Source organism: Sinomonas sp. P47F7 (assembly GCF_049332655.1).
Taxonomy (GTDB): Bacteria; Actinomycetota; Actinomycetes; order Actinomycetales; family Micrococcaceae; genus Sinomonas.
In genome coordinates this window covers 4,187,248-4,212,149 of sequence record NZ_CP186327.1, presented here as the reverse complement: position 1 = coordinate 4,212,149, position 24,902 = coordinate 4,187,248, and the positions used below count along the sequence as shown (strand labels likewise).

Below are 24,902 nucleotides of genomic sequence, written 5' to 3'. Positions count from 1 at the left end.
ATGCAGGCGCGGATTGGTCAGCGTGAGCGCGGGCCGCCGAGTCAGGTGGTCACTCTCGAGGCCGCCGTCCACCTTTGGCCGGGTGGTGTCCCTTCCTGCTCAGTTAGGCAGGTGAAACCCGGACCGCCCCGGCGCGTCGGCTAGCGGCACGCCGGGGCAAGAACCCCTATCTGAGCACGAACGGACAGGCCTGGCGATGCCCCTGGAGGGCGAAATGCAAAACCGTGATACGTTATTTTAGACGTCCGCCGCGGTTGACGAGCGTCCCGCGCCCGTTTCAGCAAGGAGTCCGCATGCGAGACAGCCAGCCCATTCGGCCTCTTCGGGCGCACGTGCGCACGCGGGTTCAGGTGCCGCTCCGGTTCGCGGACGGCTATGCGGCGACCGCGGCCGTTTTCACGTTCCATGGGCTCGCTGACGGGCGCGAGCACCTCCTGTTGGGCCTCGGCGACTGGGCCGGCGCCATCGAACGCGGGCAGGCGGGGGGCGAGCCGCCGCTCGTGCGCCCGCACAGCGAATGCCTCACGGGCGACGTGCTCGGCTCGGAGCGCTGCGACTGCGGCCCGCAGCTGCGCGAGGCGGTCGAGCGGATCACGGACGCCGGTGGGTTCCTCCTCTACCTGAGGCAGGAGGGGCGGGGGATCGGCCTCTACGAGAAGCTCGATGCGTACGCCCTCCAGGACGAGGGCCTCGACACGTACGCCGCGAACGTTGCGCTGGGGCATGGCGAGGACGAGCGCGACTACCGCGCCGCCGCGCAGATGCTGCACTCGGTCGGGGTCGGGCGCATCCGCCTGCTCAGCAACAACCCGGACAAGGCGAGCCAGCTCGCGGCGCTCGGCATCGAGGTCAGCGAGCGCGTGCCCACAGGCGTGCACCTCTCCGAGGCAAACGCGCGCTACCTCGCCACGAAGCGCGACCTCTCGGCGCACACTCTCGACCTAGCAGGCGCCTAGCGCTCACGCCGCACGTTCGGGGCGCGCGGACGACGGCGGGTGCGCCCGCCGTCGTCGGCAAGTCCCGCCGTCGAACGCGCCTAGCGGACCGCCGCCGGCTGCCCCCGCCGTCGTCCGCCGTCCGTTCCCGACCTTGACTCGACGGCTTGTTCGGCGTGTCGCAGCGCGACATGCCGTTTCGGGCCGGTTTCGGCGGCCAAAGAAGGTCGGGAACGGACACGCCGCCGGGGCCTAGCTCACGCGCCGCACCTTCGGGGGTGCGCGGACGACGGCGGCCGCGCCCCCGCCGTCGTCGGCTGGCCCCGCCGCCGGACCCGCCTAGCGGACCGCCGCGATCGCTTCCTCGAGCGCGCCGAGGATGAGCGTCACCGAGGCGGGGCTCGCGTTCGGCCCCATGAGGCCGATCCGCCACACCGTGCTCGCGAACTCCCCGACGCCCGCGCCGATCTCGATGCTGTACCGCTCGAGGAGGAGCTGGCGCACGCGGGCGGAGTAGACGCCCTCGGGCACCTTGACGGTCGTGAGGCTGGGCAAGCGGTGGCCCTCCGCGGCGAAGAGCTCGAGGCCCATCGCCTCGAGCCCGTCCCGCAGCTCCGCGCCCGCCGCCTCGTGCCGCGCCCACACGTTCTCGAGCCCCTCCGCGAGGATCCGGTCGAGGCCGGCCTCAAGCCCCGCGACCATCGTCACGGGCGCGGTGTGGTGGTACGTGCGGGTGTGGCCCTCGGCCGCGCCGACGTACCCGCCGAGGAGCCCGATGTCGAAGTACCAGGAGCGGGGATCGGCGACGCGGCGCTCGAACGCGCGCTCCGAGACCGTGAACGGCGAAAGCCCGGGCGGGACCCCGAGGCACTTCTGCGTCCCGGCGTAGCCGATGTCGATGCCCCATTCGTCGGCGCGCAGCTCGAGGCCGCCGATCGACGTCACGGCGTCGACGAGCAGGAGCGCGTCGCCCTTCGCAGCTCCGAGCGCGGCGATGTCCGAGCGAACGCCCGTGGACGTCTCCGCGTGCACGGCGGCGATGACTTTGGGGTGCGGGTGCGCGGACAGCACGCGGTCGACGTCGACCGGCTGGCCCCACGCGTGGTCCACGCGGACCACCTCCGCCCCGCAGCGCCGGGCGATCTCGCACAGGCGCTCGCCGAACATCCCGTTGACCGCGATCACGGCCACGTCCCCGTCCGAGACCATGTTGACGAGCGCGGCCTCCATCCCGCCCGATCCCGTAGCGCTGAGCGGCCACGTGCGCGCGTTCCGCGTGCCCCACACGGCGCGGAGCCCCTCCGAAACGCGGTCCAGGCGGTCGATGAACGCCGGGTCCAGATGCCCGATCACCGGATGCGACAGCGCGGCCATGACCTCGGGGTAGGCGTTGCCCGGCCCGGGCCCGAACAGGTAGCGGTACGGCAGGATCTCAGGCACGCTTCACTGTCTCACACGGCGGGCCGCGAACTGTCACGGAATCGTAAGGCGAGCGCCGCCAGCCGAGCGCGGGCACCCGACACGATGGGACTGTGGAAGGCATCAACGCAGCGGCCCGTGTCGCGATCGTCGGCGGCTCCGGCCTGTACCAGCTCGGAGGCGGGGCAGAGGAAGTCGAAATCCCCACCCCGTACGGACCCACGTCGGGCGCGATCTCGCTCGTCGACTCGGGCGGCACGACGATCGCGTTCCTCGCCCGGCACGGCCGCGGCCACACGGTCGCGCCCCAGGCGGTCAACTACCGGGCCAACCTGTGGGCGCTCAAGCGCCTCGGCGTCTCGGCCGTCTTCGCGTCCGCGGCGTGCGGGGGCCTGGTTCCCGAGCTCGCTCCGGGATCGTACGTGATCCCTGACCAGTTCATCGACCGGACGTGGGGGCGCCGCGACACGTTCTTCGACGGCGACGGCGACAGCGACAGCGACGGTCCGGGCTCGGCTGCCGGCGTCCAGCACCTCCCCGCCGCGGACCCGTACTGCCCGGACCTGAGGCGGGTCCTCGCGGCGGCGATGGACCGCGCGCTTCCGTACCGGCCCGCGGCGACGATGGCGGTCATCAACGGCCCGCGCTTCTCAACCCGCGCCGAATCCCGCTGGCTCGCCCAGGCCGGCGCGCACGTCGTCGGGATGACGCAGTACCCCGAGGCCGTCCTCGCGGCCGAGCTCGGGATGGGCTACGCGGCCCTCGCGTTCGTCACGGACTCCGACGCGGGCGAGCACGCCGCCGAGGCCGTGACCGCCGAGGCCGTGTGGGCGCGCCTGGGCGAGGCCGGCAAGGTCTTCGAGCGCGTCCTCACCGAGGCGGCCCGGAGCGTCCCGGGCGACTACGAGCCGCGCAGGCTCCTCCCCGAATCCGCTGTCCGGGCCGTCATGACAGTTCCGTCCGCGACATCGCGAGGGGCCCAGAGATGAGGCTCCTCGTCACGGGCGGGGCGGGATTCATCGGCTCGGCGGTCGTGCGCGCGGCGCTCGCAGACGGCTGGGAGGTCCGCGTCCTCGACCTCGCGGCGCGCCCCGAGCGTGAAGAAGAAGCGGACGACGGCGTCCGGTCCTTCCGCGGCGACGTCGCCGACGCGGGGGTCCTCGATGCGGCGCTCGGGGGAGTCGACGTCGTCTGCCACCTCGCCGCGAAGGTGGGGCTCGAGCAGGGAATCGGGGACGCGCCGTCGTATGTGAGCACGAATGTGCTCGCGACGGCCCAGCTCGTGCCCGCGCTCCCACGCCACGGGATCCGCGGCCTCGTGCTCGCCTCGTCCATGGTCGTGTACGGCGACGGGACGTACGTTCACCCGGTAACGGGCCGGAGCGTGAGGCCCGCACCGCGGCGGGAGGCGGACCTTGCAGCGGGCCTCTTCGAACCGCGCGATCCGGACGACGGCGCCGTCCTCCTCCCAGCGCTCACCACCGAGGACGCGCCGACGGATCCTCGCAGCGTCTACGCGCTCAGCAAGCTCGCGCAGGAGCACCTCGTCGCGGCGTGGGCCCGCTCGGGCGGGGGCACCGCCGTCGCGCTCCGGTACCACAACGTCTACGGACCAGGACTGCCTCGCAACACGCCCTATGCGGGCGTCGCGGCGCTCTTCGCCTCTTCCGCCGCGCGCGGCGAGGCCCCGCAGGTGTTCGAGGACGGGCGGCAGCGCCGGAGCTTCGTGCACGTCGACGACGTCGCCGAGGCCACCGTGCTCGCGGCGCGGCACGCGGTGGGTCGAGTGCCTGGACCGGCGTTCCGTGCCTTCAACGTGGGAGGCCCCGCCGTGCAGACCATACTCGATGTCGCCGAGGTCCTCGCCCGGGGCGCGGGCGCCCCGGGCCCCGTGGTGACCGGCCGCTTCCGCGCCGGGGACGTCCGGCACATCACGGCGAGCTCGGCCCGGATCGCCGACGAGCTCGGCTGGCGCCCGCGCATCGGCTTCGAGGAGGGGATGGGCGCCCTCGCTGAGGGCCTGCGTCAGGGCCGAGCGGATGGCCCGGGCGTGCCGTCCGCGATGAACGCGGTGACCGCCTCGACCACGGCGGGCGCCGAGACAGTCCGGTAGTGCCCCAGGCCCGTCGTGGTCACGAGGCGTGCGTTCGGCTTGCGGGCCTCGAAAATCCTCTCGGCCTCGGCGAGCGGCACGATGGGATCTGCCGTGTCGTGGACGAACAGGCACGGCACGTCCTCGGGGAAGGCCCGGTCTACCGCGTTGTACCGCTCGAACACGCGCGGCTCTCGGGGCAGGATGTGCCGGGCGAAGCGGTCGCGGAGCGCCTCGGCCGCCGCGGGCGCGAGGCCCACTCCTCGCGCGAAGGAGGAGATCATGAAGGCGGTGTCGGTGGTGGACGAGATGGCCGCGACGCGCGATGTCTCGAGGCCATCGGCCACGGCGATGAGCGTCGCAAACGCGCCGAAGGAGTGTCCCACGGCGGCGCGGAACGGCCCGTGTCGGCGCGCGAGCTCGGCGATTGCCGCGTGGAAGTCGACGATGTAGGTGCCGCGCCCCGGCGATTCGCCGTGTGCCGGGGCGTCGAAAGCGACGGCGCCGATCCCGGCGTCGTGAAACGCCTGAACCAAGGGAGCGTACTGCGCGGCCCTGCCGCCCCAGCCGTGCACGAGCAGGACCGGGGAATCGGTGGGCCCCCAGGCGTAGGCGACGGCTTCCCCTCCGCGGCCGTGGAGGCCAGGGACCGGCACGGTGCTGCGCCGCGCCGTGAGCATCGTCGGGGCGTCGGACGGCCTCATCCGCATCCGCGGGCGCGTATTCATGAACAGGGGAAGGGCGGCCGCAGCGCCGAGCCCGGGAGAGAGGCGACCCGCGGCCCGAATCGTGAGCGCGGCCGCGGCGAGCGCTGCCGATGAGGCCATTGCGAGTGGCCGTGCCATGGCCGCCGCCTTTCCGCCTAGGGCACCTTGGGCCGACGCGTGCCGCTCATGCTACGCCGCACGGTCAGCGGGCGGCAGGGGGTCGCAGAAGGTCGGGGGCGCCAAACGGTTTGAGGCGGTGGGAGAGCTCGATCTGTTTCCCGTCTACCTGGCCAGCGCTGGGTCGCTGATGCGTAGTGGCGTTCCAGTCTCCAGCAACGTTTTTACTCCGGACACGGTGTGCGGGCAGTGGCTGGTGGCGATGAGTAGAAATTCGCTGATCGTGTCGGGTCCGGTGTGGGTGACGGTGAGCTTGGTCGCCTCGCCGAATTGTTCGATGTCCCAGGTCAGGGTGAACTCGGGATGGCCCGAATACCCGCGGAAAGCGTTGACATGAATCGTCTGAACGAGCCGGTGCGGCGGATTGGCCTGGACGACGGTGCCCTCCGCTCCGATGCTCCCGTCCGCGGCGGCGTAAGTGCAGGCCGAGCCGGCCTGCCAGTCGCTGCGCGCCGCGGAGTAGGGGAAGTACTGCACGGTCTGTGCCGGGTCCGTCAGTGCCTTCCAGACCTGGTCCGGGTTCGCCCTGATGAATGCCGAATAGGTGTGGCTGAATTCTCCGTCCATGGCTGCCTCCCGCGTCTGATCGCGCGACTCCTGTCCGCCGCGAACGGCCTCGCGGCACGCATTGAATGGAGTCCGCATCTAATGAATAGGATGATACTCTGGTGACGATGGCCGATCAAGAGCCCGTCCGACGGGCGTACGACACCAGCCTGCGCCGGGAGCAGGCCGAGCAGACCAAGCAGCGGATCCTCTCGGCTGCCCGCGGGCTCCTGACCAGCGGGACTTACAGCAGCGTGACCATGGAGGACATCGCTCGCGAGGCGCGTGTGGCCCCGCAGACGCTCTACGCGGTGTTCGGGAACAAGCTCCGCCTCGCCGAAGCCATGGTCGATGCGAGCTTCCCGCACATTCCGCCCCTGATCGCACGGATGGAGGAGGCGGCCGGGCTGGAGGACCCGGAGGAGTGGCTGCGCACCATGACGCGGCTGCACCGGCAGATCTTCGAACCGTGCGCCGATCTGATTCGCTTCACCATGGTGTCCGGCGATCCCCGGCTCACCGCCCACTACACCCGCATCCAGCACAGCCGGCACGAGCGGATGCGTGCCCTCGCCCCTGTCCTGGAACGCAGCGGACGTCGCCGCCCGGATCTGTCAGTCGACGAGGCGGTCGCGATCGCCTGGACGATGCTCGGCCCCGACCATTACGGCCAGCTCGTCTTCGACCGCGGGTGGACCCCCGACCGCTACGAGGAGTGGGTCGGCCAGGCGCTCATCGACCTCACCCTCACCGCGCCCTGACCTACGGTCGGTCGTCGGCGGGGAAGGCCAGCGTGAAGCGGCAGCCGCCGTCGCGGTTCTCGACCGTCACGCGCCCGCCGTGCGCATGGACGATGCCTGCCACGACGCTCAGCCCCACCCCGGCGCCCGCGTAGAGGAAACCGGCGCGGCTGTGGCCGACGGCCCTCCCTCGCGACTCCGACTTCCGCCACCCGGGCGCGAAGAGGTGCGGGAGGTCCTCCTCGGCGATCCCGCCGCACGTGTCCTGGACCCACACGAGCGCCTCGCGGGACCCGTCCGGCGCGGAGCCCGGCCCGAGGCCGACCGTCACCGTGCCCCCCGCGACGCTGTACATGATGGCGTTGAGCACGACGTTGCGCAGGGCCCTGCTCGCCGTCCGCGCGTCGGCCAGGACGCGGCACCCCGACGATTCGCCGCCGTTCAGGGAGATCCCGCGCTGCGCGGCGAGCGGTGTGAGCTCGGCCATGACGTCGCTCGCGAGATCGTAGAGCTCGAGCGGTTCGACGCGGAGCGTGAGGGTCCCGGCCTCGAGCGTCGAGAGCTCGAGGAGGTCGTTGACCATGACGGCCATGTGGTCCGTTTCGGCGATCATGCGCCGGTGGTAGTCGGAGGCGTCCGTGGCCACGCCGTCCTCGAGCGCCTCTGCCATGGCCCGGACCGCCGCGAGCGGGGTGCGCAGATCGTGGGAGATCCACGCGACGAGCTCACGCCGCGCCGCTTCGATGGCGGCCTCGCGGGCGCGGGACTCCTCGAGCCTGCGGCTGGTCCGCGCGAGCTCGTCCGCGAGCGCCGCGAGTTCGGAGCTTCCGGCTGGCCTCGCGGCGGGCGGCAGGTCTCCGCCGAGGACCTCGCCGCGGCCGATCCGCGCGGCGTCGGAGATGAGCTTCGACGTCGAGCGCGAGAGCCGGAAGCCGAGGACGAGTGACATCGCGATGGCGACGGCTCCCGCCGCCGCGAGGATGATCCACACGGCCCAGAGGTCGCTCTCGGCGATGGCCATCGCGTTGAACGCATTGACGACCCCGGCGACGAAGACGCCCACCGTCGCGGCTACGACGATGACGAGCTGGACCCAGAACGGTGCCCGCCGCGCGAGCCGCTGGAGGCCGATGCTCAGCGCGGTGATGCCCGCCGCCCACGCGAGCAGCCAGGCGAGGGTTTCGAGGAGGCCCGGCGCCTGCATTACAGCGTTCCGGCCTTCTCGATGCCTTCGGCTCCGTCGAAGCGGTACCCGACGCCCCACACGGTGGTGAGGAGCCGCGGATGCTTGGGATCCGGCTCGATCTTCTCGCGGAGCCGGCGAACGTGCACGGTCACGGTCGAGAGGTCCCCGAAGGACCAGCCCCACACGGCCTTGATGAGGTCCTCGCGGCTGAAGGCCTGGCCGGGATGCCGGAGGAAGAAGGCGAGGAGGTCGAACTCGCGGAGGGTGAGCCCCAGAGGCGCGTCGCCGAGCCGTGCGGTGCGCGATCCGGGGTCGAGCCAGACGCCGCCGCCCTCGACGGGCGGCTCGGGGTCGAAGGCCCGGAGGCTGCGCCGGAGCACGGATTCGACCCTCAGCACGAGTTCGCGCGGCGAGAAGGGCTTGGTGATGTAGTCGTCGGCGCCCGCCTCGAGCCCCACGATCCGGTCGTCCTCGGTGCCGAGGGCCGTGAGCATGATGAGCGGGACGTCCGTCGTGGTGCGCAGCCGCCGGCAGACCTCCGCGCCGTCGAGGCCGGGGATCAGACGGTCCATGAGGATGAGGTCCGGCTCGCGGGTCGCGGCGAGGTGCATGGCTGTGAACGCATCGTGGGCGACGTCGACCTGGAACCCCGCTTGGGCGAGATAGCCGCGCACGACGTCGCACAGGGTCAGCTCGTCCTCGACGACGAGGATCCTGCGATTCCCCAGTGGGTTGCCGAGCAAGCCGCCCTCGGTCCGGTCTGCGCTCACCCTCGCAGGATAGGCCTTCTCTGGCCGCCCGGAACCGGCCGGAGCCGCCCGCTCGCGATCGTTCCGCGTTCCGTAAGGTTCTGCCGGCGCCCGGGCTCGGACTTGGCCCTAGCGTCGGTCATGTGAACGAGATCCGGGCCGAGGTCGTCTTCCCCTGCCTCGACGAGCGCGAGGCGCTTCCGTGGGTGCTCGGCCGGGTTCCCGCGGGCTGGCGGGCGATCGTCGTCGACAACGGGTCCTCGGACGGATCGGGTGAGCTCGCGGCCCGGCTCGGCGCGAGCGTCGTCGTCGAGCCCCGCCGCGGATTCGGCGCCGCGGTCCACGCGGGCCTCGAGCGCGCGAGCGCCCCCTTCGTCGCCGTGTGCGACGCTGACGGCTCCCTCGATCCCGCCGAGCTTCCGGCCCTCCTCGAACCGCTCGAAACGGGCGACGCCGACCTCGTCCTCGGTGCCCGCCGCCCCGAGCGCGGGGCCTGGCCGCTCCACGCGCGGCTTGCGAACGCAGCCCTCGCGGGGGCGCTGCGGCTCGGGTTCGGCGTGCCCGTGAGCGATCTGGGCCCGATGCGGGCGGCGCGCACCGAGGCGCTCCGGGGCCTCGGGCTCCGCGACCGCCGCAGCGGCTACCCGCTCGAAATGGTGCTCCGCGCGGCTGAGTCCGGGTGGCGCATCGCCGAGCTCCCGGTCGGCTACGCGCCGCGCGTCGGCCGCTCGAAGGTCACAGGAACGCTCCGAGGCACCGTGACGGCGGTCCGGGACATGGCGGGGCACCTCGCCGAGCGCGCGGCGCGCGGCAGGCTCGCGGACGACGGCGCGCGGCGGGCCCCCGAGACCGGCCTCACGATCGCGGTGGTCGCCAAGGAGTGCGTGCCCGGACGCGTCAAGACCCGCCTCTCCCCACAGTTCTCGCCCGAGGAGGCCGCGCTCGTCGCGTCGCTGAGCCTCGCGGCGACCCTCGACGCGGTCCGCTCGCTGCCCGCGCGCCGTCGTCTGCTCTTCTTCGACGGTGACCCGAGCGCCGTCGGCACCGCCGGCTTCGACGTGCTCGCCCAGCCCTCCGGCGGCCTCGACACGCGGCTCGGCGCTCTGTGCGATGCCGTCGACGGGCCGCTCCTCGTGCTCGGCATGGATACGCCGCAGCTCGCTCGGGACCATCTCTCCGCCCTCTTCGAGGACTGGGCCCCGGGCTCGCGCGGCCCCGCCGACGCGTGGTTCGGGCCTGCGGAGGACGGCGGATTCTGGGCCCTCGCGCTCGCGCGCCCGGACGGCCGGCTGATTCGCGGCGTGCCCATGTCGCGGCCCGACACCGGATCGCGGCAGCTCGACCGGCTCCGCCGTGCCGGGCTCACAATCGGCCTCCTCCCGCAGCTGCGCGACGTCGACACGGCCGCGGACGCCGCCGTCGTCGCGGCTGCGATGGCCGGGACCGGTCTCGCTGCCGTCGTGGGGCGCGTGCTCGGCGCCGAGGAGCCGGTCCCATGAGCCGAGAGGCCGCGCCCCGGATCGCCGGGAGCTGGGCGTCCGCGCGCGTGACGGCCCGCGCCGCGACTGCGCTCGCGGGCGTTGTGCTGGCGCTCGCGGCGCTCTCGGCCGCGGTGTGGTGGACGGTGACCGTGCGCGGCGGCGGCCCGGTGCACGTCCTCGTCGGGACGGGGCTGTGCTCGGTCGCGGCAGCCGGCGCGTGGCTCCTGCTGCGGTCCGCCGAGCGTCGCGGCGCCTCGGAGCGCTGGGTGATCGCCGCCGTCGTCCTCGGTCTCCTCGGCGCGGGTGCGTCCGCGCTGGCCGCGCCGCCGCTCACGAGCAACGACTCGGCCCGCTACGCGTGGGACGGGATCGTCCAGAGGGCCGGGATCTCGCCGTACCGCGACGTGCCCGCCGCGGACGCACTCGCGGGCCTGCGCCCCGACTGGCTGTTCGCGACCGGCCCGACCGCAGCATTGGCGGACGCGTGCGCCGCCGCGTTCCCCGCTGGCGGCGTTCCGACCACGTCCGTGCCGAGCGGGACGCCCTTGTGCACGGCCATCAATCGCCCGCACGTGCCGACGGCCTACCCGCCCGTCGCCGAGGCGTATTTCGCCCTGGTCAGGCTCCCGTTGCCGCCGGGCGTCGGCTGGCTCGCCTTCCAGTTCGCAGGGCTCGGCCTCGCGCTCGCCGTCGCGCTCATCCTCATGCTGGCGCTGCGCCGCAGCGGGCGGCCGCTGTCCTGGGCCGCGGCGTGGGCGTGGAACCCGCTCGTGCTGTTCGAGGCCGTGAACAACGCGCACGTCGACGTCCTCTCGGCCGCACTCCTGCTCGGCGCGAGCCTCCTCGCGGCGGGCCTCCTCGGGGCCGGGCTGTCCGCGGGGAGGAGGGCGGCGTCGTCGGGGGCGCTCTTCGGGCTTGCCGTCGCGACGAAGCTCATCCCCGCCGTGGCCCTCCCCGCAATGCTCCGGAACAGGCCCTGGCGGTTCGGTCTTGCGGCGCTTGCCACGTTCGTCGCCGCCTACGTTCCCTACGCGATCGCCTCGGGGCCGGCTGTGATCGGGTACCTGCCCGGCTACCTTTCCGAGGAGGGCTATGCCTCCGGCGACAAGTCCCGCTTCGCCCTCCCCGGCATCCTGCTCCCGCCGTTCCCGGCACTCGTCGTCGGGCTCGCCGCTGTCCTCGCGGTGTGGGCCTGGGTGTGGACCAGGCGTCGGGTCCTCGAGCCGATGACGGCCCAGGCGCTGGCCGTCGGCTGGACGCTCCTCATCGCGTGCCCGAGCTACGCGTGGTACGCCCTCATGCTCGTTCCGCTGGCCGTGCTCGGCCGCCGGCCAGAGCTCCTCGCGGTGCCGCTCGCGCTCGAGGCCGTGACGGCGACCGTCGGGACGGACGCGGGTGCGCCCGTCGCGAAGGTCTCGATGGCCGTGGCGGCCCTCGTGGTGCTCGGGGTGGGGCTCAGGCGCGCTCGCTCAGCACGGCCCACGTGAACGGCTGGACGAGGCCGGCCGGCGTGACGTGCTCCTCTCGGCGCGACGCGACGAGCTCGAAGTCCGGCGCGAACTGCGCGGCGAGGTCGGCGGGGCTGTAGCGGACCACGGGCAGCCCGGAGCAGTGGGTGGGGCCGTCGGCGTCGAACGTGGCCACGATGATGTGCGCGCCCGGGGCGAGACCGGCACGCAGGGTCCGCACGTAGGAGCGGCGCTCCTCGTCGTCGACGAGGAAATGGAACACGGCGCGGTCGTGCCACACGTCGAAGCGCCGCTCCGGCGTCCACCCGAGAAGATCGCGGTGCAGCCAGTGGACGCGCTCGGCGTCCGCGCCGAGGCGCACGCAGGCCCGCTCGATCGCGACCTTGGAGAGGTCGAGGACCGAGACGTCTCTGAACCCCCGGGTGAGCAGATGGTCGACGACGACCGAGGCGCCGCCGCCGACGTCGATGACCGCGGCATCGCGGTCCACGCCGAGCGTGTCGAAGAGCTCGAGGGTCTTGGTCGGGACGGACTGGTACCAGCTGACGCCGTCCTCCCCCTTCGTGTCGTACACGAGGTTCCAATGCGCGGCGCGTTCGGCTGGGCTCGCGGGTCGATCGGTTTTCACGGTTGCCTCCGGGCTCTCGGGCTGCCAGTAGCTTCAGGCACAGCGGAACGCATGCCTGATGTGCTCACGTTCAGTCTCCGCTTCGCCGAGGATTCGCGCGATCTCGTCGAGGGCGGCCCGGATCGGGAGCGGGGAATCGCGGACTTTGAACGTCGGATCGGTGATGCCCACCGGATGCCACCATACGCCGTCGGCCGCCACGGTCGGCTCCGGCGCGAGGTCGTCGCGCGCGAGCACGACGCCGCCCGTGGAGAAGCCCTGCCTCGCGACGCGCCGGACCACGAGGTCGCCGTCGCGGATTCCTTCGCCGGTCAGCAGCTCACGCAGCCCCCCGACGTCGTCGGCGTCCGCGGGATCGACCGTTGCCGCGACGCGCACGCGGAAGCCGAGCGATCTCGCGAGTTCGATGCCCGCGAGGGCGCGCGCGAAGGATCCGGCCCCGCGGAAGCGGTCGTGCAGGGCCGGGCTCGCCGAGTCGAGCGAAATCTGCAGAGTGACCCGCTCCCTGTCGAGCGCCTCGAGCGTGGCCCGGCGGGTGCCGCGGTGATAGATCATGCCGTTCGTGAGGATCGTGAGCGGCAGGTCTTCGGCAACCGCCTCGGCGATCTCGCCGAGGTCCGGGTGCATGAACGGCTCGCCGCCCGTGACGAAGACCTCGGAGCCGCCCTCGGCGGCGAATTCGCGCACGGCCGCACGGACGACGTCGACCGAAAGGCGCCGCGACAACGCATGCGGCGACGATTCGGCGCAGCAGTAGGTGCACGCGAGGTTGCAGTCGAAGTTGCTGTACAGCCACAGGCGGCTGCCCAGCGGCGGCGCGTCCGGCTCGGCCTCCACTGCTCCCTTGCGCACCAGGAGCGGGCCCACGAGGGTATTGCCGGTCAGCACGCACCACGCCGCGAGGTCCTCCCGCACGGAGGGAGCCGGGTCGCGGACCTCGAGGACCGCCTCGCCGGGTAGCGCATTCAGCGCCTCGTGGAGCCGGAGCAGGAGGCCGTTGCCGAAGTCCGTGCCGAGCGCGTCGAGCACAGCGTCCGCCTCAATGACCGTCATGGTCAGCCCGCCTTCCGGACGAAGTAGCTCGTGCTGATGCCGTGGTTCGCCTTGTTTTCGAGGGTGTGGCCCGCGATCTCGCACCACGCCGGGAGATCGACGGCGACGGACGCCGCCTCGCTGCGGATCTCGAGGACCTGCCCTGGGGCGAGGTGGCCGAGCGCCCGCCGGATGGCGATGAGGAGTCCGCCGCCGCAGTCGAGCGGGCCCCCGTCGCACACGGCGGCGGGTTGAATGCTCGCGCCGGAGCCCCTCAGGACAGAGCCCGTCACGCCCGCGTCCCTCACGCCAGCACCTCCATCGCGACCGCGCCCACGAGCCCGAGGGCCATGACCGCCAATCCCGTGGCGACGATGACGCGGCCAGGGAAGGCCCGCCGGACCATGAGCATCGAGGGCAGGCTCAGGGCCGGCAGGGTGAGCACCAAGGCGCCCAGCGGGCCCATGCCGATCCCGGCGGCCATGAGGCCACCGATGATCGGGATCTCCGCGGCCGTGGGGATCACGAAGAGGGTCCCGACGACGGCGAGCAGCACGGCGGCGAGGAGGCCCCACGACGCCAGAGTTCCGCCCGCGGGAAACAGCCAGCCGCGGAAGCCGCCCAGGAGCAGGACGACGACGGCGTACTCCGGCAGGAGCCGCACGGCGAGCCGAGCCAACGCCTTGACGAACCGGAGCGCCGCGCCGGCCGCGGTGGCGGCCTCGACGGGCTCGTCGGCCGGGCTGGCCACGGTCTTGCCCTTGGCGAGGCGGCCCACGAGCAGCGTGACCCCGAAGACGAGGACCACGCCGGTTCCGACCCGGACGGCGAGGAACTGCCACGGGAGCACGAAGGCCATGAAGGCCAAGGCCGCCGGGTTGAGCACGGGGTTGCCGAGCCAATACGCGAGCGCGGAGCTGACCGGGACCCCTCTGCGCCGAATGCTCAGCGCGACCGGGGCCGCGCAGCACGTGCACATCATGGAGGACATCGACAGGAGGCCACCGCAGACCGTGCTCGCCGCCGTGCCTCGCCTCGCCTGGAACAGCGCGAGCAGGCGGCGGGCCGGGAGAAATGCTTCGACCGCCGCGGCCACGAGCAGGCCGGCTACGAGCGCCTGCCAGATCGACGCGAGGTAGCCGAGCGTGTAGTCGACCGCCGCGTTCCACGAGGGCGACGGCGGTGCGCTCGCCTTGCCGGAAAGGATGGAGTTCCCCAACGAGTGGCTGCCTGCCACGACCGGGAGCTTGAGGGCGTAGGGGTACCACTTGGCCCAGGCGATCGCAGCGACGGCCACGCCCGCCGTGACGAGCGTTCCCACGAGCACCCTGCGCCGGCGGCGGCGTGCCGCATCCGGGGTGAGCTCCTCGTCGAGCTGCCCGAAGTCCTGAGGCTCAATGCCTGCTGTCATCTCGTTCATGAGCGCGCTCCACTTGCCTTTCTTGTCTCGGCCGCGACGGCGATCACGCCCAGCCCGAAGGCGAACTGCATCGAAACCGTCGAAAGGGACCCGCCCAGCGCGTTGGCATCGGTTGCCGCAAGCTGCACGAGCTCGAAGAGCGCCACGCCGAGGAATCCGAGTCCGGACGCTAAAGCCAGCGGCCTGAGGCGGAGGATTCCCGCGAACACCGTGGCCGCGGCCAGGACCAGCACCGCGAGGAAGCCCACCCCGGACAGGCTTTCCATCTGCAGCTTCCCGAGGGGCAGCGCCGTGAGGGTCGAGGCGGCCGCGGCGATTCCAAGAGTGATCGTTGCGCGCCCCACGTCAGGACACCACCGTGAGCAGTTTGGCGACGCTGCCGCGCTGAGTCCGCCACCCGGGACGCAGCACCCCGTCGAGGCCGAAGGTGCGGCCCGCGGCGGCGCCCAGAATGGCCAGATGCAAGGCGAACATCAGCACGTACGACCAGAACCATTCGCCGGGCGTATTCAGCGCGGACAGCGTGATCGCAGCGGTCTGGGCGAGCCCGACGACCGCCCAGAACCTCGTGGCCAAGCCCACGAGGAGGAACGCGCCGAGGCACGTCTCGACGATGAGGGTCATCCAGGCGAAGGCGGCGAAGTTGGGAAGGACGATGTGCTCGACCGTCCAGGCCCACGGACCGAAAACCGGGTGATCGACGGCGTTTTCCGTCCACTCGTGCAGCCCGCCGAAATTCGGCCCCGTCGGTGCTTTCCACGAGAGGTTCTGAATCCACAGGAGCCCGGCGAGCACTCGCGCGATCGCGAGCGCGGCGCGGGTCACGCGATCGGCGGGCAGCGCCGCCGCCGGGGGCGAAGGAGACGCTGTCACGGCTTCCCTCCCTTTCTGCCACGCGTGAATCGCGGGCTCCTGACATTTCATCCGGAGCCCGGATCGCCAGCAAGGTTCAGGGATTACAGAGTGGTGACGTGTGCCTTCGGCCGGTCGTCGCGGTCTCCCTCACGGGCCCCGTGACGAACCGCGACGGCGGTGGGCTGGCAAGATACGCCAGCCCACCGCCGTCGTGCGTCGTCGGGAGCCTCGTGCCGATCTCAGAGACGACCCGACGTTCCGTCAGCGGATTTCAGCTGGGGCGTGCGCGTGGGCGACCGCCTTGTCCCGGCGGAGTGCTGTGAGGGCGATCAGGCCAACGACGCACGCGGCGACGACGAAGTAGTACGGCGAGCGGAGGTCCCCGGTGACGTTGACCAGGAGCGAGGCGACGAAGGGCGCGGTTCCGCCGGCGATCAGGACCGAGAGGTTCGTCGCGAGGGCGGTGCCGGTGTAGCGGACGTCGTCGGGGAACAGGCGGGGTGTGAGCGTGAAGGAGGCCACCTGGAGGAACGACATGTTGATCATGATGAGTGCGTAGGCGGCTGTCGCGAGGACGATGCTGCCGAGGTTCATGAGGGCCAGCGCGGGGTAGGTGAGGACGCCGTAGCCGATGATGCCGATGAGCGCGACGGGCCAGACGCCGATCTTGTCCGCGAGGCGGCCGGTGAGGGGCATGAGCAGCACGGCGAACACGGTGACGCCCGCGGTGATCCAGTACACGGCCCGGCTCGGGTAGTGCAGGTTCGCGACGAGGTAGATGGCGATGAAGGTGGAGCCGATGTAGGCGCCTCCCTGCACGGCGATGCCGATGCCGATCGCCTTCAGGAGCGGGATCGGGTAGGAGCGCAGGGCCGAGACCAGCGGGAAGGCGTGCTTGCCGGCGTGCTTGACCTCGCGGTCGATGTTGGGGAGGCTGCGGCGGACCAGGTAGCAGATGATGGTCAGCGGGAGGCCGATGAGGAAGGGGATCCGCCAGCCCCAGCCGCTCATCTGGGCATCGCTGAGCATGCCGGCGATGAGGCCGATCGCCCCGGAGGCGATCGCGAAGCCGCCGTTCGTGCCCATGGGCACCCAGGCTCCGTAGCGCGCCCGCTTGCCCGCGGGGGCGTTCTCCGCGATGACCGTCGCTGCACCGCCGACCTCGCCTCCGGCGAAGAAGCCCTGCGCGAGCCGGACCACGAGGAGCAGCGCGGGGGCGAGGAGGCCCACCAGCGAATACGTGGGCAGGAGGCCGACGGCGGTGTTCGCGAGGCCGATGCCGATGATCGTGATGAGCAGTGCCTTGCGCCGGCCGTAGCGGTCTCCGACCCAGCCGAACACGATGCCCCCGAGCGGTCGGATCACGTAGGAGAGCGCGAACACCGCGAGCGTGGACAGTAGTGCGGCGACCGGGTCGTGGCCGGGGAAGAACAGCGGGGCGATGATCGTCGAGACATAGCCGTAGAGGGCGTAGTCGTAGTACTCGATGAGGGTTCCGATGCCCCCGGCGAGCACGACCCGGCGGACGCCGGACTCGGTCAGGGGGGTCGGAGTGGACTCGGTGAGTTCCATGGTGTCATTGTCGCGGGGGAGCGCCATTGCTCTGGTCCTTTCGTTTCCTTGGTTGGTGGTTACTCGATGCCGGAGACGGCGAGGAGTGTCCTCATGCGGTGCGCTGCGAGGTCGGGGTCGGGGAAGAGGCCGAGTGCGTCGGCGCCGACGAACAGGTCGGTGAGGTGCTGGATCGAGCGGAATCCTTCGCGGCCGCTGACCTGGCGGAAGTGGCTCTGGTGCCCCGACAGCCAGGCGATGAAGACCGTGCCGGTCTTGTAGCGGTCCGCGGGCGGCTCGAACATCTTGACCGCGAACGGGATCGTGCTGTTCATGACGTCGCGGAAGCGGTCCTCGTTCTCGGCGTCGAGGGCAGCGAACGCCTGGGAGGCGATCGGGCCGATCGGGTCGAGCACGCCGAGGAGGCCGTGGGAGTGGGTCTTCCCGTCGCCGAGGAGGAGGTCGGTGTAGCCGTAGTCGTCGCCGGTGAAGACCTCGACCCCGGCGGGGACGAGGGCGCGGAACTCCTGCTCGAAGGGGTCGTCAAGGAGGCTGAACTTCACGCCGCGGATCTTCGCTGGGTTCGCGTCGAGCAGCGTCAGGACAACGCGCATGGCCTCGCGGAGGTCCTCGTGCCCCCAGTAGCCGCGCAGGCTCGGGTCGAAGACCGTGCCGAGCCAGTGCACGATGACGGGCTTGGTGGCCTTGGCGAGCACACGGCGGTAGACCTCGAGGTAGTCGTCCTCGTTCTTCGCCGCCCCGACGAGCGCGTGCGAGGCGCGCAGCACGGCGGCGCTGCCGCAGGACTCGACGTATTCGACCTGCTCGATGTAGGCCTCGACGATCTCCTCAAGGGATGGGTTGGCCGTGGCGAGCTGGTCCGTGCCGGCGCCGGAGACGATGGCGCCGCCGACCTCGCGGGCGGCGTCGTTCCCGTAGCGGATGAGCTCCTTCGCCTGCGCCCAGTCAAGGCCCAGCTCTCCGCGCTCGGAGGTGTCCATGGCCTCGGCGATACCGATCCCGTAGCTGAAGAGGTGCTTGCGGAAGGCGATGGTCGATTCCCAGTCGATGGGGGCCTGGACGCCGGGCTGGTAGTCGCCGCGGACGTCGACGACGACGTGGGCTGCCGCGTACACGGAGCGGGAGCGGAACGGGGCGGGGTGAGGCTCGAAGACCGCCGGCTCGCGCATCGTGTGGGTGATGAGCGAGCGGTCCGCGGTGGGGATCCGGAGGGTCGTGCTCAGGGGGGTGGTGGTCATGGGTTCGCTTTCCGTGAAAGGGACTCTGAGGCGGGCGTGGGTCTGGGGGCGAGCGTTGGGTGAGGGGGTGGGTCACCAGGCTGGCTCGGCGCCGGCCTGCTGGCGGTCGCGTTCGCGTCCGACGACGCCGGCGGCCTTGAGGCGCGCAATCGCGCCTTCGTCGAGACCGGCCTGGGTGAGGACCGCGTCGTTGTGCTCGCCGAGCGTGGGCGGCAGCAGCCGTAGGCGCCCGGGGGTGTCGGAGAGCTTGACGGGCATGCCGACGAACTTGACGGGACCGACGCCGGGGATCTCGGCATCGAGCACCATCTCGTTGTGCAGCACCTGGGGGTCTTCGAAGACCTCGCGGTACTCGTTCACGGGTGCCGCGAGGACGTCCTCGGCGGTGTAGCGCTCCATGAGCTCGTCGCGGACGAAGCACAGGCTCGCCTCGCGGATGAGCCGGGTGGTTTCCTCGGTGTGGGCGAGGAGGCCTTCATTGGTCTGGAACCGCGGGTCGTGGACCACGTCCTCGGGCAGGCCGAGGGCGGTCGCGCACTGCTGCCAGGGCCGCGGGATGTAGAACTCCCCGATGAGGGTGAGCCACTTCCCGTCCTTGCACTCGTAGGTGCCGTACAAGGCGGTGTTGTGCGCGTGGGCGATGCCCGCCGTCGGCCGCGGGTACTCCTGGCCGTGCGTGAGGAAGGTCGTGCCCTCCTGCAGGTGCGACGCCACGGCGGCGTTGAGCAGGCAGCTGTCCACGACCTGGCCCCGACCCGTCCGCTCGCGCGCGGCGAGGGCGATCATCATCCCCTGGGCGAACTGCATCGAGGCCAGATAGTCGATCATGAACGTCCCGGACGGGGTGGGCGCCCCGCCGGTGGAACCGGTCAGGGCCATGAGCCCGGAGATCGCCTGCGCCGCGAGGTCCTGTCCTCGCTGCTGGGCGTAGGGGCCGGTCTGTCCGTAGCCGGAGGCGTACGCGACGATGATGCGGGGGTTGACCGCGGAGAGGTCGTCCCAGCCGAGCCCGAGCTTGTCCATGACGCCGGGGCGGAAGTTGCTCGCGACGATGTCGGCGTCCTTGGCCAGGTCGAGGATGAGCTGGCGGCCTGCCGGGTTCTTGAGGTCGACCGAGAGCGAGCGCTTGTTGCGGTTCGTGGCAGACCAGTGCGGCGAGTACCCGCCGTCGAGCGTGGGGAACTGGCGGCGGCCGATCTCCCCGGTGCCGATGCGCTCGATCTTGATGACGTCGGCGCCGAAGTCCGCGAGGACCTGGGTGGCGCTGGGTCCCTGCTCGAGCTGGGTGAGGTCCAGGATCCTGATGCTTTCGAACGCATCCGTCATCGGAGTGCCATCCTTCGTGGTCGTGGGGTGCGCGGCTTGTGCTGGGCCGGGCGCAGGGCCATGCCGAGGGGCTCGGGGCGGAAGATCCGCGGGTCCATCTCGCCAAGGCCCGCGTCCACGTGGGGATGGAACGGCAGGAGGCCGAAGACGTCGCGCTCGACGTCGACGCCGGGCGCGGTCTCGGTCAGCGTGAGCCCCTCTGGCCGGAGCTCGAACACGGCCCTTTCGGTGACGTAGACCACGCGCTGGCCGTCCCGCAGCGCCCTCGCGGCCGAGAAGCTCACGGCGTCGACATCGCCCACGAACTTCGGGTAGCGGCCCTCCTGGACGATCTCGAGCTGCCCGTCCCCGACGAGGGTCCTCAGGCCGCCGCCGGTGAAGGTGCCGCAGAAGACCACGGTCCGGGCCTTCTGGGAGATGTCGATGAAGCCGCCAGGGCCGATGACCGTCGATCCCGCCTTCGTGACGTTGACGTTGCCGTGCCGGTCCACCTGGGCGAAGGCGAGCCCCGCGAAGTCGAGGGCGCCGCCGTCGTACAGGTCGAACTGGGCGCTCATGTCGATGATCGCCGTCGGGTCGACCGCCGTCCCGGAGTCCAGGCCTATGCCCGGGACCCCGCCGTAGATGCCTTGCTCGACCGTGAAGGTGACCTCGTCGATGAGGCCCTCCTCGTGGACCACGTGGGAGACGCCGTTGGCCATGCCCACGCCGAGGTTTGCCAGGGCGCCGTGGGTCAGCTCCATCGTGGCGCGGCGGGCCACGACCTTGCGGTGGTCCAGCGCGATGGGGAGCACAGCGCCGCCCCGGGGAGGCCGCATGCCGGTCCGAGAGGGGTCCAGGTCGGTGACCGGGGTCTGCTTCGGGTAGTCGGTGACGACCACGTTGTCCACGAGCACGCCGGGCACCCGCACGTGCGCACCGGGCAGCGTGCCCCGCGGCACGATCCTCTTCACCTCGGCGATGACCACGCCGCCCGAATTGTGCGCGGCCTGCGCGATCGCGAGGTTGTCGCTGAACGCGGCCTCGTCCTCCATCGACAGGTTCCCGTCCTCGTCCGCGACCGAAGCGCGCAGGAGCGCGACGTCGACGTCGAACGCCGGGTAGTGGAGCCATTCGCGGCCGCCGAGTTCGACCACCTCGGAGAGCGATCCGTGGGTCGCGTCGTTGAGGCGGCCGCCGTCCCGGCGCGGGTCGACGTGGGTGTCGAGTCCGATGTCCGTGGTGAGTCCCGGCCGGCCCGCGGCGATCTCCCGGTACAGGAGCGAGATCGTGCCGGCAGGCAGCGCGAAGGCTTCCACGTCGCCGTCGGCAATCATGCGCTGCTGGCGGGGGCTCAGCACGAAGTGCGAGCCGACGAAGCGGCGTACGAGGCCGGGGATCGCGAGGTGGTCGGTCCCGCGGCCGGTGTGGTCGCCTAGGCCCATGACGTGGACCACGGTGAGTCCGCGCGGCGCCGCGGTCCGGCGGTACCGGCGTTCGACGGCGGCCAGGAGCGCCTCCGGGACCTGCAGGAGCGAGCCGCTTCCGCCGACGACGACCGTCGCCTCGTCGGGGACGAGGGCCGCCGCGTCATCGAGGCGGAGGACCAGGTCGGAGCGGCTCACAGCATCACGTCCCCGCCGCACACGTGCAGGCATTCGCCCGTGATGTAGGAGGCGTCGTCCGAGAGGAGGAAGGACACGGCCGCGGCTACATCCTCCGGCGTTCCAGTGCGCTTGAGGGGCACCGCGGCGACGCGGCTCGCGCGGGCGGCCCCGGGCTGCTCTCCCTTGAGCGCGGAGAGCGCGGCGTCTGCGCGCTGCCAGATCTCGGTGTCCACGATCCCCGGGGCGACGGCGTTGACGCGGATCCCGCGGGGGGCCAGCTCGGTGGCGAACGACTTCACGAGGCTCAGGGCCGCGGCCTTCGACGCCGAGTAGTGCGGGTAGTAGGGGCCGGGGAGCCGCCCTTGGATCGAGGCCATCGCGACGACGGCGGGCGCCCCTTGGGAGCCCGGCTGGGCCTCCTCCATCGAGCGGCCGGCGGTCTGCAGACAGAAGAGCAGACCGCGGGCGTTGACGTCGAGCACGGCGTCCCATTCGTCCTGCGGGAGGTCGATGCCGCGCTGGAACGTCTGGATCCCGGCGTTGCAGACCAGGAGGTCGAACGCTCTTCCGAAGGCCTCGCGGGCCCGCTCGGGGATCTGTGCGACGCTCTGGGCGTCGAGCACGTCGACCTCGGCTGCGACGGCGGAGGGCCCGATCGAGCTCGCGACCTCCTGGGCCTGCGAGAGGCGACGATCCGTGACAAGGACGCGTGCGTCCTCGGACGCGAGCCGGCGGGCCACCGCCGCGCCGATTCCCTGCCCGGCGCCGGTGACGACGGCGACGCGGCCTTCGAAGCGCCCGCTCACCGGGCCGCTCCTTCCGGGAGCTCGGCGGCTTGGCTCGCGGCGACCGCGGCGAGCGGGGCCTTCGAACACAGGAGGGCCTTCTTGCCGCGCTGGAGGACGTCGCCGCGCTGGTTGACGAGCCGGACGTCGAACGTCGCGATCGCCTGGTCGGGCTTCGAACGGCTGTCGCGGAGCTCCACGATGACGTAGTCCACGAAGATCGTGTCTCCGACGAAGATCGGCGCGACGAACCGCCAGTCGCTGATCCCGAGGAAGGCGATGGCCGTCTGGCGGAGCTCGCCCGTCCGGGCCCACATGAGGCCGTGGGCGTAGGCGAGGCCGAGCATGCCGTGGGCCACGCGGCGGCCGAACTGGCTCGACTGCGCGTACACGTCGGAGGTGTGCAGTTCCGAGAAGTCGCCCGTCAGGCCCGCGAAGCCGACCAGATCGGCGTCCGTGATGGTCCTGCCGGGGCTGCGGAACTGCAGGCCCACGTGGAGGTCGCTGTACGTGTAGCCGAGCGGGCTGCTCATCGGGGTACTCCTAGGTCTTCGGTGACGCGGTTGGTGATGTAGGCGCGGACGATGTCGTCGAAGGACGATTCGGGCTCGAGGCCGAGGGCGGTTGCCCGGTCTGTTCGGAACTTCGCGGGCCAGCTGCCGACGATCGCGCCAACCGACGGGTCCTCGGTCCACTCGATGAGGTCGCTGAGCGGTTTACCGGTGACTCTGTCGAGGGCCGCCGCCATCTCTCGGGGCGTCGTCGTGAGGGCGGGCAGGTTCATTGCCGTCCGACTGCCCCAAGCGACGTCGTCGACCTCCGCGGCGCCGAGGATGCCGTCGATGGTGCGCTGCGGTGAGGAGAGCGCAATCTCGGTGTCCGGCGGCACCGGACACGTCGCGGGAAGCCCAGCGAGTGGCTCCCTGATGATCCCGGAGAGGAAGCTTGAGGCGGCCGCGTTCGGCTTGCCGGGCCTCACCGATACCGTCATGAGCCGCACGCTCCGGCCTCGGACGAAGCCCTTGCGGGTGTAGTCGGCCACGAGCTGTTCGCCGATGAACTTCTGGATGCCGTAGCTCGACTGCGGGCGGGGCAGGGTGTCGTCGTGGACTTCCCCGACCGGGCCAACCGCGGGATCGCTGCCGAAGACGGCGAGCGAGCTCGCGAACACGAGGACAGGTGCCGTCGGGAGCCGGCGTGCGCACTCAAGGAGCGCCCTCGTCGCGTCGATGTTGGTGCGCATGCCGAGGTCAAAGTCTGCCTCGGCGGCGCCACTCACTACGCCTGCGAGGTGCATGATGCAGTCCATGGGCTCGAGGCCGGCGAGAGCGTCAACGAGCTCGCCTGAGACCGCGCTGACGCGAGGATCGGCGCCGAGGTCTGCCGACGGCGGAACAAGGTCGAGGAGCGTCAGTTCCGCGAGTACGCCCACCTTGCCGCCGATCGAGAGGGACTTGGCCCCAAGCACGCGTCGGGCTAGAAGCGATCCGAGAAATCCGGAACCCCCCGTGATCACGACGCGCAGCGGCGCGCTGTCCGTTCCTCTCTCCATGAGGGTGTCCTCCCAACGTGATTTAGCTTCTGTATCGATAAAGAAACTGCAATGAGTATCACGGCAAGAGGATCAGCGAGTCAATACCCTGCGCGAGTCAATAGCCCAGGTCGAGGGTCGGCAGCGCCCTCCGCGCGTGCCACGGGCCTCCGCGGACACTTCTTCACCCCAGGCGCGTTCACCGAGTGACACCCAGCGCAGGCTGGGCTGGCAAGGCTATAGAACGTGCGACGACGCCGGTGCCGGGGCGGTGCTCGAGCGGATGACAAGGTGGGCGGGCAGCACGGTGTGCTTGGCCCGCGCAGGCTTGCCCCGGCGCCGAACGGCCGCCGTGATCGCTGCCGCTGCCGTCCGCCCCTTGAGCGCTACGTCCTGGCGGATGGTGGTCAGGGCAGGGCGGAGGAGGCGGGCAGAGGAGTCATCGTCGAAGCCGACGACCGAGAGATCCTCGGGCACTCGCCGCCCGAGGGCCGCCGCCGCTGCGAGGGCCGAACCGGCGATGATGTCCGAGAAGCACAGGACCCCGGTAAGGTCGGGATTCTCCTCGAGCAGCCGCCGTGCCACGGCCAGTCCGTCGTCCGCGCCGTCGCCGAGCGCCGTCGCCACCACGGGAGTGACTCCCGCCGTGGTGAGCGCCGTCGTCCACCCCCGCTCGCGCTCGCTTTCGATGAAGCGCGGCGGCGCCCCTGCCTCGGTGCGGAACGTCAGGATCCCGATGCGGCGGTGGCCCAGCTCCGTCAGGTGGGCCGCAGCGGCGAACGCACCGCCGTAGTCGTCGATGTTCACGCTCTCGACGCTGGGGTCAGGTTCTTGGTCGACGTACACGAGGGGGATCCCCCGGTCGCGCACCAGCTGGAGTGCCGTGGACCGCGGATCGCATCCGTACACCACTACGCCGTCGACGGCCACGTCGCGCGCCGGGATGACCTCGCCGGAGCTCGTAGCAGGAAGCAGGGTCATAGCCATGCCGGTCGAGGCAAGCTCGGCGGCCACGGCGGCGAGGAACTCGGTCCTGACCTGCATCTTGAAGGCGGAGGGGAGTGACGCGGGGAGCAGCAGCCCGAAGGCTCCGGTGCTTCCGCGCTTGAGCGCGCGTGCTGCGGGGTCCGGGCCGCTGTACCCGAGGCGCTCGCCAACCTTCAGGATCTTCTCCCGGAGGGCGGGGGAGAGCTGGTCGGGACGCGAATAGGCATTGGACACGGTCATGCGCGAGACGCCGACCTGGTCGGCAATCGTCTGAAGCGTGACACCAGCCAACGAACAACACCACCCTCGATTTGCCTTCATGTTCGCACATCCCCGCGGGTGCCACGGACCCCGTTCGGAGACAGGGGGGAGCGCATTTGGAAGTCAACAGACGACGGCGGTGGGCTGGCAGATCTGCCAGCCCACCGCCGTCGTACGTCA

Annotated in this window: 25 protein-coding genes; 6 read left to right on the top strand and 19 right to left on the bottom strand. The window is 71.5% G+C overall.

Going from position 1 to position 24,902, the window contains the following annotated elements; genetic code table 11:
- Positions 1-293: 293 nt before the first annotated feature.
- Complete coding sequence (locus ACOKR1_RS19660; RefSeq protein WP_422934567.1) at positions 294-956, top strand: GTP cyclohydrolase II; 663 nt, start codon at positions 294-296, stop codon at positions 954-956.
- Between the two features lie 318 nt (positions 957-1,274).
- On the opposite strand, the gene ACOKR1_RS19655 is transcribed toward ACOKR1_RS19660, so the two are convergent.
- Positions 1,275-2,375, bottom strand: a complete 1,101-nt coding sequence (locus tag ACOKR1_RS19655; protein WP_422934566.1) for a pyridoxal-phosphate-dependent aminotransferase family protein — start codon at positions 2,373-2,375, stop codon at positions 1,275-1,277.
- 92 nt (positions 2,376-2,467) lie between these two features.
- Between ACOKR1_RS19655 and ACOKR1_RS19650 the strand changes: the two genes are divergently transcribed.
- Entirely contained in the window at positions 2,468-3,343 is an 876-nt protein-coding gene (locus tag ACOKR1_RS19650) for an MTAP family purine nucleoside phosphorylase (protein WP_422934565.1), read from the top strand.
- Positions 3,340-4,467: an NAD-dependent epimerase/dehydratase family protein gene (locus tag ACOKR1_RS19645; RefSeq protein ID WP_422934564.1), complete on the top strand. Its 1,128-nt coding sequence runs from the start codon at positions 3,340-3,342 to the stop codon at positions 4,465-4,467. Before ACOKR1_RS19650 ends, ACOKR1_RS19645 begins: the two co-directional genes overlap by 4 nt.
- Here the strand turns inward: ACOKR1_RS19645 and ACOKR1_RS19640 are convergent.
- Together ACOKR1_RS19640 and ACOKR1_RS19635 are read right to left on the bottom strand one after the other, a co-directional pair.
- Complete coding sequence (locus ACOKR1_RS19640; RefSeq protein WP_422934563.1) at positions 4,380-5,291, bottom strand: alpha/beta hydrolase; 912 nt, start codon at positions 5,289-5,291, stop codon at positions 4,380-4,382. The genes ACOKR1_RS19645 and ACOKR1_RS19640 overlap by 88 nt on opposite strands.
- A 144-nt stretch (positions 5,292-5,435) precedes the next feature.
- Entirely contained in the window at positions 5,436-5,897 is a 462-nt protein-coding gene (locus ACOKR1_RS19635; protein WP_422934562.1) for an SRPBCC domain-containing protein, read from the bottom strand.
- Positions 5,898-6,004: 107 nt separating this feature from the next.
- Between ACOKR1_RS19635 and ACOKR1_RS19630 the strand changes: the two genes are divergently transcribed.
- Positions 6,005-6,637, top strand: a complete 633-nt coding sequence (locus ACOKR1_RS19630) for a TetR/AcrR family transcriptional regulator (protein ID WP_422934561.1) — start codon at positions 6,005-6,007, stop codon at positions 6,635-6,637.
- A gap of 1 nt (position 6,638) precedes the next feature.
- Here the strand turns inward: ACOKR1_RS19630 and ACOKR1_RS19625 are convergent, their stop codons facing one another.
- Both ACOKR1_RS19625 and ACOKR1_RS19620 read right to left on the bottom strand, forming a co-directional pair.
- On the bottom strand, positions 6,639-7,820 hold the full coding sequence (locus ACOKR1_RS19625; protein WP_422934560.1) for a sensor histidine kinase: 1,182 nt from the start codon (positions 7,818-7,820) through the stop codon (positions 6,639-6,641).
- On the bottom strand, positions 7,820-8,572 hold the full coding sequence (locus ACOKR1_RS19620; RefSeq protein WP_422934559.1) for a response regulator transcription factor: 753 nt from the start codon (positions 8,570-8,572) through the stop codon (positions 7,820-7,822). The genes ACOKR1_RS19625 and ACOKR1_RS19620 overlap by 1 nt, the downstream gene beginning before the upstream one ends.
- Before the next feature lie 122 nt (positions 8,573-8,694).
- Between ACOKR1_RS19620 and ACOKR1_RS19615 the strand changes: the two genes are divergently transcribed.
- Together ACOKR1_RS19615 and ACOKR1_RS19610 are read left to right on the top strand one after the other, a co-directional pair.
- Positions 8,695-10,050 carry a DUF2064 domain-containing protein gene (locus ACOKR1_RS19615; RefSeq protein WP_422934558.1) on the top strand — a complete coding sequence of 452 codons (1,356 nt, stop codon included), beginning with the start codon at positions 8,695-8,697 and terminating at the stop codon, positions 10,048-10,050.
- Entirely contained in the window at positions 10,047-11,519 is a 1,473-nt protein-coding gene (locus tag ACOKR1_RS19610; RefSeq protein WP_422934557.1) for a glycosyltransferase family 87 protein, read from the top strand. The genes ACOKR1_RS19615 and ACOKR1_RS19610 overlap by 4 nt, the downstream gene beginning before the upstream one ends.
- Here the strand turns inward: ACOKR1_RS19610 and ACOKR1_RS19605 are convergent.
- From ACOKR1_RS19605 to ACOKR1_RS19540, 14 genes are all read right to left on the bottom strand, one after another.
- Complete coding sequence (locus tag ACOKR1_RS19605; RefSeq protein ID WP_422934556.1) at positions 11,488-12,129, bottom strand: class I SAM-dependent methyltransferase; 642 nt, start codon at positions 12,127-12,129, stop codon at positions 11,488-11,490. The two genes, ACOKR1_RS19610 and ACOKR1_RS19605, sit on opposite strands and share 32 nt — an antisense overlap.
- A 33-nt stretch (positions 12,130-12,162) precedes the next feature.
- Positions 12,163-13,182 carry a radical SAM protein gene (locus ACOKR1_RS19600; protein ID WP_422934555.1) on the bottom strand — a complete coding sequence of 340 codons (1,020 nt, stop codon included), beginning with the start codon at positions 13,180-13,182 and terminating at the stop codon, positions 12,163-12,165.
- A gap of 2 nt (positions 13,183-13,184) precedes the next feature.
- Positions 13,185-13,469 (bottom strand): sulfurtransferase TusA family protein, encoded by a 285-nt coding sequence (locus ACOKR1_RS19595; protein WP_422934554.1) that lies wholly within the window; start codon positions 13,467-13,469, stop codon positions 13,185-13,187.
- On the bottom strand, positions 13,466-14,581 hold the full coding sequence (locus ACOKR1_RS19590; protein ID WP_422934553.1) for a permease: 1,116 nt from the start codon (positions 14,579-14,581) through the stop codon (positions 13,466-13,468). The genes ACOKR1_RS19595 and ACOKR1_RS19590 overlap by 4 nt, the downstream gene beginning before the upstream one ends.
- A complete protein-coding gene (locus ACOKR1_RS19585) occupies positions 14,578-14,925 on the bottom strand; it encodes an Rv1678 family membrane protein (RefSeq protein ID WP_422934552.1) in 348 nt (115 codons plus the stop codon). Before ACOKR1_RS19585 ends, ACOKR1_RS19590 begins: the two co-directional genes overlap by 4 nt.
- A 1-nt stretch (position 14,926) precedes the next feature.
- Positions 14,927-15,454 (bottom strand): DoxX family protein, encoded by a 528-nt coding sequence (locus ACOKR1_RS19580; RefSeq protein ID WP_422934551.1) that lies wholly within the window; start codon positions 15,452-15,454, stop codon positions 14,927-14,929.
- A 243-nt stretch (positions 15,455-15,697) separates the two neighbouring features.
- Positions 15,698-17,008, bottom strand: a complete 1,311-nt coding sequence (locus ACOKR1_RS19575; protein WP_422934550.1) for an MFS transporter — start codon at positions 17,006-17,008, stop codon at positions 15,698-15,700.
- A gap of 59 nt (positions 17,009-17,067) precedes the next feature.
- Positions 17,068-18,246, bottom strand: a complete 1,179-nt coding sequence (locus tag ACOKR1_RS19570) for a DUF993 family protein (protein WP_422934549.1) — start codon at positions 18,244-18,246, stop codon at positions 17,068-17,070.
- 72 nt (positions 18,247-18,318) lie between these two features.
- The gene (locus ACOKR1_RS19565; RefSeq protein WP_422934548.1) at positions 18,319-19,572 is read right to left on the bottom strand and encodes a CaiB/BaiF CoA transferase family protein; all 1,254 of its coding nucleotides are present in this window, start codon (positions 19,570-19,572) and stop codon (positions 18,319-18,321) included.
- A complete protein-coding gene (locus tag ACOKR1_RS19560) occupies positions 19,569-21,176 on the bottom strand; it encodes an acyl CoA:acetate/3-ketoacid CoA transferase (RefSeq protein WP_422934547.1) in 1,608 nt (535 codons plus the stop codon). Before ACOKR1_RS19560 ends, ACOKR1_RS19565 begins: the two co-directional genes overlap by 4 nt.
- Positions 21,173-21,964, bottom strand: coding sequence for an SDR family NAD(P)-dependent oxidoreductase (locus tag ACOKR1_RS19555; protein WP_422934546.1), 792 nt, complete (start codon positions 21,962-21,964; stop codon positions 21,173-21,175). The genes ACOKR1_RS19560 and ACOKR1_RS19555 overlap by 4 nt, the downstream gene beginning before the upstream one ends.
- Positions 21,961-22,476: a MaoC/PaaZ C-terminal domain-containing protein gene (locus ACOKR1_RS19550; protein WP_422934545.1), complete on the bottom strand. Its 516-nt coding sequence runs from the start codon at positions 22,474-22,476 to the stop codon at positions 21,961-21,963. The genes ACOKR1_RS19555 and ACOKR1_RS19550 overlap by 4 nt, the downstream gene beginning before the upstream one ends.
- On the bottom strand, positions 22,473-23,495 hold the full coding sequence (gene denD / locus ACOKR1_RS19545; RefSeq protein WP_422934544.1) for a D-erythronate dehydrogenase: 1,023 nt from the start codon (positions 23,493-23,495) through the stop codon (positions 22,473-22,475). Before denD ends, ACOKR1_RS19550 begins: the two co-directional genes overlap by 4 nt.
- A gap of 216 nt (positions 23,496-23,711) precedes the next feature.
- Positions 23,712-24,752: a LacI family DNA-binding transcriptional regulator gene (locus ACOKR1_RS19540; RefSeq protein ID WP_422934543.1), complete on the bottom strand. Its 1,041-nt coding sequence runs from the start codon at positions 24,750-24,752 to the stop codon at positions 23,712-23,714.
- Positions 24,753-24,902 lie beyond the last annotated feature (150 nt).

What these genes read in the sequence shown, in the direction of transcription:
- ACOKR1_RS19660 (WP_422934567.1), top strand. Translation starts at nt 294, where the DNA reads ATGCGAGACAGCCAGCCCATTCGGCCTCTTCGGGCGCACGTGCGCACG.
- ACOKR1_RS19645 (WP_422934564.1), top strand. Translation starts at nt 3,340, where the DNA reads ATGAGGCTCCTCGTCACGGGCGGGGCGGGATTCATCGGCTCGGCGGTC.
- ACOKR1_RS19640 (WP_422934563.1), bottom strand. Translation starts at nt 5,291, where the DNA reads ATGGCACGGCCACTCGCAATGGCCTCATCGGCAGCGCTCGCCGCGGCC.
- ACOKR1_RS19635 (WP_422934562.1), bottom strand. Translation starts at nt 5,897, where the DNA reads ATGGACGGAGAATTCAGCCACACCTATTCGGCATTCATCAGGGCGAAC.
- ACOKR1_RS19630 (WP_422934561.1), top strand. Translation starts at nt 6,005, where the DNA reads ATGGCCGATCAAGAGCCCGTCCGACGGGCGTACGACACCAGCCTGCGC.
- ACOKR1_RS19625 (WP_422934560.1), bottom strand. Translation starts at nt 7,820, where the DNA reads ATGCAGGCGCCGGGCCTCCTCGAAACCCTCGCCTGGCTGCTCGCGTGG.
- ACOKR1_RS19610 (WP_422934557.1), top strand. Translation starts at nt 10,047, where the DNA reads ATGAGCCGAGAGGCCGCGCCCCGGATCGCCGGGAGCTGGGCGTCCGCG.
- ACOKR1_RS19600 (WP_422934555.1), bottom strand. Translation starts at nt 13,182, where the DNA reads ATGACGGTCATTGAGGCGGACGCTGTGCTCGACGCGCTCGGCACGGAC.
- ACOKR1_RS19590 (WP_422934553.1), bottom strand. Translation starts at nt 14,581, where the DNA reads ATGAACGAGATGACAGCAGGCATTGAGCCTCAGGACTTCGGGCAGCTC.
- ACOKR1_RS19575 (WP_422934550.1), bottom strand. Translation starts at nt 17,008, where the DNA reads ATGGAACTCACCGAGTCCACTCCGACCCCCCTGACCGAGTCCGGCGTC.
- ACOKR1_RS19570 (WP_422934549.1), bottom strand. Translation starts at nt 18,246, where the DNA reads ATGACCACCACCCCCCTGAGCACGACCCTCCGGATCCCCACCGCGGAC.
- ACOKR1_RS19565 (WP_422934548.1), bottom strand. Translation starts at nt 19,572, where the DNA reads ATGACGGATGCGTTCGAAAGCATCAGGATCCTGGACCTCACCCAGCTC.
- ACOKR1_RS19550 (WP_422934545.1), bottom strand. Translation starts at nt 22,476, where the DNA reads ATGAGCAGCCCGCTCGGCTACACGTACAGCGACCTCCACGTGGGCCTG.
- denD (WP_422934544.1), bottom strand. Translation starts at nt 23,495, where the DNA reads ATGGAGAGAGGAACGGACAGCGCGCCGCTGCGCGTCGTGATCACGGGG.